Origin of the sequence: Pseudomonas sp. FSL R10-0056, assembly GCF_009600105.1 — a bacterium.
GTDB classification, from domain to species: Bacteria; Pseudomonadota; Gammaproteobacteria; order Pseudomonadales; family Pseudomonadaceae; genus Aquipseudomonas; species Aquipseudomonas bubulae.
Genome location: NZ_WIWL01000007.1, coordinates 1 through 9,491, shown reverse-complemented (window position 1 = coordinate 9,491; position 9,491 = coordinate 1). Strand labels below are relative to the sequence as shown.

The 9,491-nt window shown below is 51.4% G+C and carries 10 protein-coding genes; 5 read left to right on the top strand and 5 right to left on the bottom strand.

Features of this window, described 5'->3' with window-relative positions; all coding sequences use genetic code 11:
- Nucleotides 1-42 precede the first annotated feature (42 nt).
- The 5 genes from GHO42_RS00370 (at nt 43) to GHO42_RS00350 (ending at nt 4,486) form a co-directional block, all read left to right on the top strand.
- Nucleotides 43-339, top strand: a complete 297-nt coding sequence (locus GHO42_RS00370) for a hypothetical protein (protein WP_073510322.1) — start codon at nt 43-45, stop codon at nt 337-339.
- The gene (locus tag GHO42_RS00365) at nt 336-590 is read left to right on the top strand and encodes a hypothetical protein (protein ID WP_073510321.1); all 255 of its coding nucleotides are present in this window, start codon (nt 336-338) and stop codon (nt 588-590) included. The genes GHO42_RS00370 and GHO42_RS00365 overlap by 4 nt, the downstream gene beginning before the upstream one ends.
- The gene (locus GHO42_RS00360; protein ID WP_095039478.1) at nt 587-835 is read left to right on the top strand and encodes a hypothetical protein; all 249 of its coding nucleotides are present in this window, start codon (nt 587-589) and stop codon (nt 833-835) included. The genes GHO42_RS00365 and GHO42_RS00360 overlap by 4 nt, the downstream gene beginning before the upstream one ends.
- A 2,040-nt stretch (nt 836-2,875) precedes the next feature.
- Complete coding sequence (locus GHO42_RS00355) at nt 2,876-3,298, top strand: hypothetical protein (RefSeq protein ID WP_048362296.1); 423 nt, start codon at nt 2,876-2,878, stop codon at nt 3,296-3,298.
- Nucleotides 3,299-3,367: 69 nt separating this feature from the next.
- Nucleotides 3,368-4,486 carry a restriction endonuclease gene (locus tag GHO42_RS00350; RefSeq protein ID WP_095039480.1) on the top strand — a complete coding sequence of 373 codons (1,119 nt, stop codon included), beginning with the start codon at nt 3,368-3,370 and terminating at the stop codon, nt 4,484-4,486.
- 519 nt (nt 4,487-5,005) lie between these two features.
- On the opposite strand, the gene GHO42_RS00345 is transcribed toward GHO42_RS00350, so the two are convergent.
- The 5 genes from GHO42_RS00345 to GHO42_RS00325 form a co-directional block, all read right to left on the bottom strand.
- A complete protein-coding gene (locus GHO42_RS00345) occupies nt 5,006-6,124 on the bottom strand; it encodes a restriction endonuclease (protein WP_095039480.1) in 1,119 nt (372 codons plus the stop codon).
- 69 nt (nt 6,125-6,193) lie between these two features.
- Nucleotides 6,194-6,616: a hypothetical protein gene (locus GHO42_RS00340; protein WP_048362296.1), complete on the bottom strand. Its 423-nt coding sequence runs from the start codon at nt 6,614-6,616 to the stop codon at nt 6,194-6,196.
- A gap of 2,040 nt (nt 6,617-8,656) precedes the next feature.
- Nucleotides 8,657-8,905 carry a hypothetical protein gene (locus GHO42_RS00335; RefSeq protein ID WP_095039478.1) on the bottom strand — a complete coding sequence of 83 codons (249 nt, stop codon included), beginning with the start codon at nt 8,903-8,905 and terminating at the stop codon, nt 8,657-8,659.
- Nucleotides 8,902-9,156: a hypothetical protein gene (locus GHO42_RS00330; protein ID WP_073510321.1), complete on the bottom strand. Its 255-nt coding sequence runs from the start codon at nt 9,154-9,156 to the stop codon at nt 8,902-8,904. Before GHO42_RS00330 ends, GHO42_RS00335 begins: the two co-directional genes overlap by 4 nt.
- Complete coding sequence (locus GHO42_RS00325; protein ID WP_073510322.1) at nt 9,153-9,449, bottom strand: hypothetical protein; 297 nt, start codon at nt 9,447-9,449, stop codon at nt 9,153-9,155. Before GHO42_RS00325 ends, GHO42_RS00330 begins: the two co-directional genes overlap by 4 nt.
- Between the last annotated feature and the right edge of the window lie 42 nt (nt 9,450-9,491).

Sequence of the window (9,491 nt, the reverse complement as noted above, 5' to 3'; positions counted from 1 at the left end):
TTTACGCGTAGTGGGCCACTGACTCGGACAAGGAAACCGCACATGCTCATCGAACAAGAAGTGGTAAGGCGCGGCCTGCTGTTAATGAAACTGACACATCCAGCTGAGGCCGCGCTGACCAGCGCATTGCTAGAAACGCTCGACTATGAAAAAAGCGTCCTCCGAGACCCCAACCAGCTTCGGGTAATGGTATTTACGCTGGGAAAAAAACTGTCCACCCAAGGTAAAAAAGGGCTGATCAGTTGGAATGCCTGGTTGCTGCAGTTTGTGAAAGACGGTGCCTTGAGTGAAGAACAGGCCGCCGACTTCAAACGTCAGGCTGAGGATATCCGGCGATGAACGTTTGTTATGGTAACGATCCGTTCGCCGCGATCAGTACGTCGCCTGAGGTGCTGGCCACCCTGCGCTTGCACCTGCGCACGATCGAACAAAGCGCTGACACCCTGCAGGTGCATCTGGCCAGCGAACGGGCGCAAGGGTTTGTCGAAGCGCTGGAAGTGCTCAAGGTGCTTAAGCCCGCCGAACTGGAAAGCCTGTACCTGATCATGGATGACGCCGCTCAGGCGCGCGTCACGGCGCTGCTGCTGTGATCGGTGACGGGATTCACGAAGACGCGCTGCAGCACCTGGTGCAACAGAGCGCGGTCAGGGAGTTTGTCGCCGGCCGTGATACCACCCGTACCAAGTGGACGTTTTCGGTACGCCTCGGCGGGCCGCACTCGCGGCTGATCCCGGTACGGTCGAGGCGGGAGGCGATTCGTACCTGGGCCAGCCTGACGGCAGTGGGGCGGTTTGCCGAAGGGCTCGGCGTGCGAGGCTTTGCGGTGGAACTATGAAGTTTCGCGCCCGCGAAACTGGCCACGGCTTTTAGTTATCGAGAGCGTCGAGCAAATTTGCCCAAGTAGGGGCTTCCCCTGGCTTCGCGTTGTGAGGCAATGCAGGTTTAGGCTCGGGTTTATGCTCGATCAGCCGAAGTGATTGTTGCAGCTCTTGTATCTCTGCACGCAGCAATCGAACCTCTTCAACCAACGAGTGTAGGGCTGGGTGTAAGGCGTCCATTTCAGGTGTAGGGGAAGTGTAGGGCGAGGGTGTCGGGTCAAGTGTAGGGCGGTGTAGGGTGATCCCCTGTGGTTCGCCATAAACACGGATCATTTCTGATAGGTCTATAACCTTTTGCCCTTTACCGTCTAGGCCTGCAGTTACACGGCCTTTAGACACGGCCTCATGCAATGTTGACCGGTGTAAACCGTAGAGTTTTGCCATGCGGCCGATGGTTAATTTTGCCATGTAGGGCAGTGTCGGGTTCTGTCTGTAGGGTGCCCTACAGTCTACTGCTATTTATGAGACTTAACCGACCATTCCCTAACGCGGTCCGGGGGACCTTGTTCGCTACCGTGCGGGTAGGCAGCGCAGCTGCCAGACCCACACGGCAGCTTGTGAAAGACACAGGGTTTGCGCTGGGCGAGCAAACGCAATATCTTTGGGTAATAGATACATAGCATTAAAACGAAAAAACCCTGCCAAGGCAGGGTTTCATTCGGGCCAGCGGCGACGGCAATCGCTCTGGCCAAGGTCTCGGGGAATCTCTGCTTTTCGGTGCGGGGAACGAGACCTGGTAAGCCAATTCTGTCGGGAAAACTCCCGTCTGTCCAGCTTCCAGCCTCCCCCGACACCTCTTCCCGACGCTTGGAATCAAGATGCTTTGGGCCCGGGAAGTAATAGCTGCCGATCAAGGGGATCTCTTCACGGCAGCCGGTATAGCCGGTTAGGTGCGACCCGCAAGGGCGAGAAGGCAATGGCAGGGCAGCGTAAAAACCCAACCACGGGCGCTGTCACTGTCCTAAAACCCACCAACCGCCAGACGCCGAAGAGGGCAGGGGGCGCAGTGGTAAACAATCCCCGAAAGTCTGGAACGCCTGTTGGGAGTGGGAGCCGGGTGGCGCACCTGGAACAAAATCCTCACTGCGTGGAGTCATGCGAGACGCTTTTTTTAAAAGCCGATCGTAGGGGCTCCCACGCCAGTGGGAGCCATCAAGAGCGTCGCGTAGCCATCATTATTGCCGCCAGTGGGCGGCCTTAGACTGGCGTCAGCCATCATTGCTCGTGCTCTTGTCTCTCAGGGTTATTACCCGCTTTGGATCTTTCCCAGCGAGTGGGGGTCCCCCTTTAGGGGGTCGAGCTGGTGAGCGCGTAGCGCGAATGCTCTTGGCTTTTTGCCCTTTTGTACCTTTTCACCTTTATACCTCTCCTATTGGCGTTCTATTGCTGAAGCAATAGCCAACGCAATAGAACGACCAATAGAACGCCACATAGATAATCCAAGACAAAAGCAGAGCAACAGCGCGCCATCCCTACGGTCTGTCGTGGCCGCCCTGCGGGACGCCCAAACCTTCCGGGGGAGCGCCCCGTCAGGCTTTCAGGGTTCCGACTCGCTGCGCGAGCCTCCACCCTCTTTCCTCCCCTGCGCCCTGGACGGGCTTGTCTCGAAAATTCACCCGCGTGCGCGCCCGGCAAAGCCGGACCAACCTGCATTCTGCCATTGCGCGACGTCTCGTTGCGGTCCGTTGTCCCTTTCTCGACTGCTCCATCGCGAATCCAGGTTGGTCCGGTTTTACCTGACGCGCACGCAAGCGGTGCGGCCGGATGCTGCGCACCCTGGTTTCGCCCTGGACGGGCTGCACCAGGGCAGAACGGAAAAATTTGGCCTGGGGGCCATTTTTCCTCACCCCCCTCGTGGGCTCGGGTGGTGTCTGTCCAGCTGTTTCCGCCGTCTTCGCCGGCGGTTTATCAGAGCGGCTAAGGCCGCTCTGGAAGCAGCTTTCAGCTGCCCAAAGTCTGCTGCGTTACCATGCAATTTTCGCCTAGGAGCAAACCTTATGCAGCGTTTAGCCAAACCCTCGGACTACGTCCGGCAAGACGTTCTCGGTCAATCGACCTACGTGCTTCCCTGGGAGCCGCGGCTGTGCCCGGGAAATCCTGCGGACGATCCGGAACTGGGCGCGCAGCTCTATAACGAATTTGCCTGCAACGCCGCTCAGGGCGTGACACCGCGATCACCAGCCGAACAGCTGTCTGACATCATCGGTTGGGCCATAGTTACGCCTGGAGAAGCCGCACGCAGCTTGGCGGCTGACCTCGCGGCGACCTACCAGGGTAAGCATCAGTTTCTAATGGAGGATTTGGAGCTTGGGGATGAGGAAACCAAGCCGCACCGAGCGCACCTGATTTTTCACAATGAGGATATTCGTGATCTGTCGGCTTCACGAGTGATGGCTTTACGTGAACGTATGGTTTTTTAGGTTTATCTATTCATAGCTATAAAATTTAATAAACTGGCAGTTGTGATATATAAAATCGGCGGATATTCAATGAATTATTATGCATCTCTTGGGAATAAAAGTTGTGTCGCAGAAGTTATCGATCCTTTCTTTTTAGCCAAACACATGGATCTTGATTTTAAGAAAACTGGATTGATAAATTTTGATTCCTTGAAAGAAATACATACTTATATAGATGTTTGTTTGAAATTTTTAAGCGATGAAATTATTTTTCTTTCTAACGCATATACTTATTGCGAGCAATACTATTGCGAAAAAATTGTGAGTTGTGTTATGGAGGAAATTGAAGACCGCAGTAAAAAGCTTGGTTATATTTGTTGTGATCTTTTTAGCGAGCTTGCTTCTTCAGAAAAAGCCGCTAAGAAAGCGAAAGAGGATAATATTCGTGAGCCGCTAAACCAAGATCAGTATCAGGAGTTAGCGTCTTCTGAAATTCATAAATTCTTGAAATTTATCGATGAAAAATTCGGATTGAGTTTTATTCAAAAAGATATTTTAGACCAATTTACTAGTATGGCTAATGGGCTTTCCCATTGGATAGGCTTGGATGCAGTAAACCATTTTACTTCTAAGCTTTCTAGGATAAATAGAGAGATTAATTCATTTGAGCGTGCTTTTTCTAAGGCATACAATCAAATTGATTTTGTAAAAAATGCTTTTTTTTCTCAAAATATTAGTTATGTCAATGGAGATGTTGATTACGCTAAAATATACCGAATTTCAAAAAAGAATTTTGGCTATGATAACTTTATGGAGATTATTTGGTGGGGCTCAATAGTTCACACAATTATGAGTGTAAGTGAAGTCGAAAAAGAATTTAGGCCATCTAATCTCCAAAGTGGTTTGAATTTCGAAAAACATGTTGAAAAGCTTTACATAGGTCTTGGCTACTCTGTTTCTACTACTCCGATAACAGGAGATTTCGGAGTTGATCTTCTAGCTACTTCAAACACAGAAAAAATTGCAATTCAGTGTAAAAAATACGCGACGCCTGTAGGTCCAGATGCGGTTATGCAGGTTTATTCAGGAGGAGCGTATTATGGATGTACGAGGTTTTCTGTTTTTTCAGTAAATGGTTTTACAAATGCAGCTACGGAAATGGCAAGTAAGTTAAGAGTTGAACTTTTTAATATTAAATTAGCCGTATAAATCTGTTAAATCTAAGAGAAACGCCTCCTGAGCGCATCTACCGTGTTACGAGTAACGCGTCCTATGTTCAAAAGGCCCCCACACTTGAGAGAGTGCTGGGGGCCTTTTTTTCTGGGCACGGAAACCAACCCCCCCCTACACTGGTACGCCAGCCCCCCCTGCTGTGGTTTTACGCGTAGTGGGCCACTGACTCGGACAAGGAAACCGCACATGCTCATCGAACAAGAAGTGGTAAAGCGCGGCCTCAGCTGGATGTGTCAGTTTCATTAACAGCAGGCCGCGCCTTACCACTTCTTGTTCGATGAGCATGTGCGGTTTCCTTGTCCGAGTCAGTGGCCCACTACGCGTAAAACCACAGCAGGGGGGGCTGGCGTACCAGTGTAGGGGGGGGTTGGTTTCCGTGCCCAGAAAAAAAGGCCCCCAGCACTCTCTCAAGTGTGGGGGCCTTTTGAACATAGGACGCGTTACTCGTAACACGGTAGATGCGCTCAGGAGGCGTTTCTCTTAGATTTAACAGATTTATACGGCTAATTTAATATTAAAAAGTTCAACTCTTAACTTACTTGCCATTTCCGTAGCTGCATTTGTAAAACCATTTACTGAAAAAACAGAAAACCTCGTACATCCATAATACGCTCCTCCTGAATAAACCTGCATAACCGCATCTGGACCTACAGGCGTCGCGTATTTTTTACACTGAATTGCAATTTTTTCTGTGTTTGAAGTAGCTAGAAGATCAACTCCGAAATCTCCTGTTATCGGAGTAGTAGAAACAGAGTAGCCAAGACCTATGTAAAGCTTTTCAACATGTTTTTCGAAATTCAAACCACTTTGGAGATTAGATGGCCTAAATTCTTTTTCGACTTCACTTACACTCATAATTGTGTGAACTATTGAGCCCCACCAAATAATCTCCATAAAGTTATCATAGCCAAAATTCTTTTTTGAAATTCGGTATATTTTAGCGTAATCAACATCTCCATTGACATAACTAATATTTTGAGAAAAAAAAGCATTTTTTACAAAATCAATTTGATTGTATGCCTTAGAAAAAGCACGCTCAAATGAATTAATCTCTCTATTTATCCTAGAAAGCTTAGAAGTAAAATGGTTTACTGCATCCAAGCCTATCCAATGGGAAAGCCCATTAGCCATACTAGTAAATTGGTCTAAAATATCTTTTTGAATAAAACTCAATCCGAATTTTTCATCGATAAATTTCAAGAATTTATGAATTTCAGAAGACGCTAACTCCTGATACTGATCTTGGTTTAGCGGCTCACGAATATTATCCTCTTTCGCTTTCTTAGCGGCTTTTTCTGAAGAAGCAAGCTCGCTAAAAAGATCACAACAAATATAACCAAGCTTTTTACTGCGGTCTTCAATTTCCTCCATAACACAACTCACAATTTTTTCGCAATAGTATTGCTCGCAATAAGTATATGCGTTAGAAAGAAAAATAATTTCATCGCTTAAAAATTTCAAACAAACATCTATATAAGTATGTATTTCTTTCAAGGAATCAAAATTTATCAATCCAGTTTTCTTAAAATCAAGATCCATGTGTTTGGCTAAAAAGAAAGGATCGATAACTTCTGCGACACAACTTTTATTCCCAAGAGATGCATAATAATTCATTGAATATCCGCCGATTTTATATATCACAACTGCCAGTTTATTAAATTTTATAGCTATGAATAGATAAACCTAAAAAACCATACGTTCACGTAAAGCCATCACTCGTGAAGCCGACAGATCACGAATATCCTCATTGTGAAAAATCAGGTGCGCTCGGTGCGGCTTGGTTTCCTCATCCCCAAGCTCCAAATCCTCCATTAGAAACTGATGCTTACCCTGGTAGGTCGCCGCGAGGTCAGCCGCCAAGCTGCGTGCGGCTTCTCCAGGCGTAACTATGGCCCAACCGATGATGTCAGACAGCTGTTCGGCTGGTGATCGCGGTGTCACGCCCTGAGCGGCGTTGCAGGCAAATTCGTTATAGAGCTGCGCGCCCAGTTCCGGATCGTCCGCAGGATTTCCCGGGCACAGCCGCGGCTCCCAGGGAAGCACGTAGGTCGATTGACCGAGAACGTCTTGCCGGACGTAGTCCGAGGGTTTGGCTAAACGCTGCATAAGGTTTGCTCCTAGGCGAAAATTGCATGGTAACGCAGCAGACTTTGGGCAGCTGAAAGCTGCTTCCAGAGCGGCCTTAGCCGCTCTGATAAACCGCCGGCGAAGACGGCGGAAACAGCTGGACAGACACCACCCGAGCCCACGAGGGGGGTGAGGAAAAATGGCCCCCAGGCCAAATTTTTCCGTTCTGCCCTGGTGCAGCCCGTCCAGGGCGAAACCAGGGTGCGCAGCATCCGGCCGCACCGCTTGCGTGCGCGTCAGGTAAAACCGGACCAACCTGGATTCGCGATGGAGCAGTCGAGAAAGGGACAACGGACCGCAACGAGACGTCGCGCAATGGCAGAATGCAGGTTGGTCCGGCTTTGCCGGGCGCGCACGCGGGTGAATTTTCGAGACAAGCCCGTCCAGGGCGCAGGGGAGGAAAGAGGGTGGAGGCTCGCGCAGCGAGTCGGAACCCTGAAAGCCTGACGGGGCGCTCCCCCGGAAGGTTTGGGCGTCCCGCAGGGCGGCCACGACAGACCGTAGGGATGGCGCGCTGTTGCTCTGCTTTTGTCTTGGATTATCTATGTGGCGTTCTATTGGTCGTTCTATTGCGTTGGCTATTGCTTCAGCAATAGAACGCCAATAGGAGAGGTATAAAGGTGAAAAGGTACAAAAGGGCAAAAAGCCAAGAGCATTCGCGCTACGCGCTCACCAGCTCGACCCCCTAAAGGGGGACCCCCACTCGCTGGGAAAGATCCAAAGCGGGTAATAACCCTGAGAGACAAGAGCACGAGCAATGATGGCTGACGCCAGTCTAAGGCCGCCCACTGGCGGCAATAATGATGGCTACGCGACGCTCTTGATGGCTCCCACTGGCGTGGGAGCCCCTACGATCGGCTTTTAAAAAAAGCGTCTCGCATGACTCCACGCAGTGAGGATTTTGTTCCAGGTGCGCCACCCGGCTCCCACTCCCAACAGGCGTTCCAGACTTTCGGGGATTGTTTACCACTGCGCCCCCTGCCCTCTTCGGCGTCTGGCGGTTGGTGGGTTTTAGGACAGTGACAGCGCCCGTGGTTGGGTTTTTACGCTGCCCTGCCATTGCCTTCTCGCCCTTGCGGGTCGCACCTAACCGGCTATACCGGCTGCCGTGAAGAGATCCCCTTGATCGGCAGCTATTACTTCCCGGGCCCAAAGCATCTTGATTCCAAGCGTCGGGAAGAGGTGTCGGGGGAGGCTGGAAGCTGGACAGACGGGAGTTTTCCCGACAGAATTGGCTTACCAGGTCTCGTTCCCCGCACCGAAAAGCAGAGATTCCCCGAGACCTTGGCCAGAGCGATTGCCGTCGCCGCTGGCCCGAATGAAACCCTGCCTTGGCAGGGTTTTTTCGTTTTAATGCTATGTATCTATTACCCAAAGATATTGCGTTTGCTCGCCCAGCGCAAACCCTGTGTCTTTCACAAGCTGCCGTGTGGGTCTGGCAGCTGCGCTGCCTACCCGCACGGTAGCGAACAAGGTCCCCCGGACCGCGTTAGGGAATGGTCGGTTAAGTCTCATAAATAGCAGTAGACTGTAGGGCACCCTACAGACAGAACCCGACACTGCCCTACATGGCAAAATTAACCATCGGCCGCATGGCAAAACTCTACGGTTTACACCGGTCAACATTGCATGAGGCCGTGTCTAAAGGCCGTGTAACTGCAGGCCTAGACGGTAAAGGGCAAAAGGTTATAGACCTATCAGAAATGATCCGTGTTTATGGCGAACCACAGGGGATCACCCTACACCGCCCTACACTTGACCCGACACCCTCGCCCTACACTTCCCCTACACCTGAAATGGACGCCTTACACCCAGCCCTACACTCGTTGGTTGAAGAGGTTCGATTGCTGCGTGCAGAGATACAAGAGCTGCAACAATCACTTCGGCTGATCGAGCATAAACCCGAGCCTAAACCTGCATTGCCTCACAACGCGAAGCCAGGGGAAGCCCCTACTTGGGCAAATTTGCTCGACGCTCTCGATAACTAAAAGCCGTGGCCAGTTTCGCGGGCGCGAAACTTCATAGTTCCACCGCAAAGCCTCGCACGCCGAGCCCTTCGGCAAACCGCCCCACTGCCGTCAGGCTGGCCCAGGTACGAATCGCCTCCCGCCTCGACCGTACCGGGATCAGCCGCGAGTGCGGCCCGCCGAGGCGTACCGAAAACGTCCACTTGGTACGGGTGGTATCACGGCCGGCGACAAACTCCCTGACCGCGCTCTGTTGCACCAGGTGCTGCAGCGCGTCTTCGTGAATCCCGTCACCGATCACAGCAGCAGCGCCGTGACGCGCGCCTGAGCGGCGTCATCCATGATCAGGTACAGGCTTTCCAGTTCGGCGGGCTTAAGCACCTTGAGCACTTCCAGCGCTTCGACAAACCCTTGCGCCCGTTCGCTGGCCAGATGCACCTGCAGGGTGTCAGCGCTTTGTTCGATCGTGCGCAGGTGCAAGCGCAGGGTGGCCAGCACCTCAGGCGACGTACTGATCGCGGCGAACGGATCGTTACCATAACAAACGTTCATCGCCGGATATCCTCAGCCTGACGTTTGAAGTCGGCGGCCTGTTCTTCACTCAAGGCACCGTCTTTCACAAACTGCAGCAACCAGGCATTCCAACTGATCAGCCCTTTTTTACCTTGGGTGGACAGTTTTTTTCCCAGCGTAAATACCATTACCCGAAGCTGGTTGGGGTCTCGGAGGACGCTTTTTTCATAGTCGAGCGTTTCTAGCAATGCGCTGGTCAGCGCGGCCTCAGCTGGATGTGTCAGTTTCATTAACAGCAGGCCGCGCCTTACCACTTCTTGTTCGATGAGCATGTGCGGTTTCCTTGTCCGAGTCAGTGGCCCACTACGCGTAAA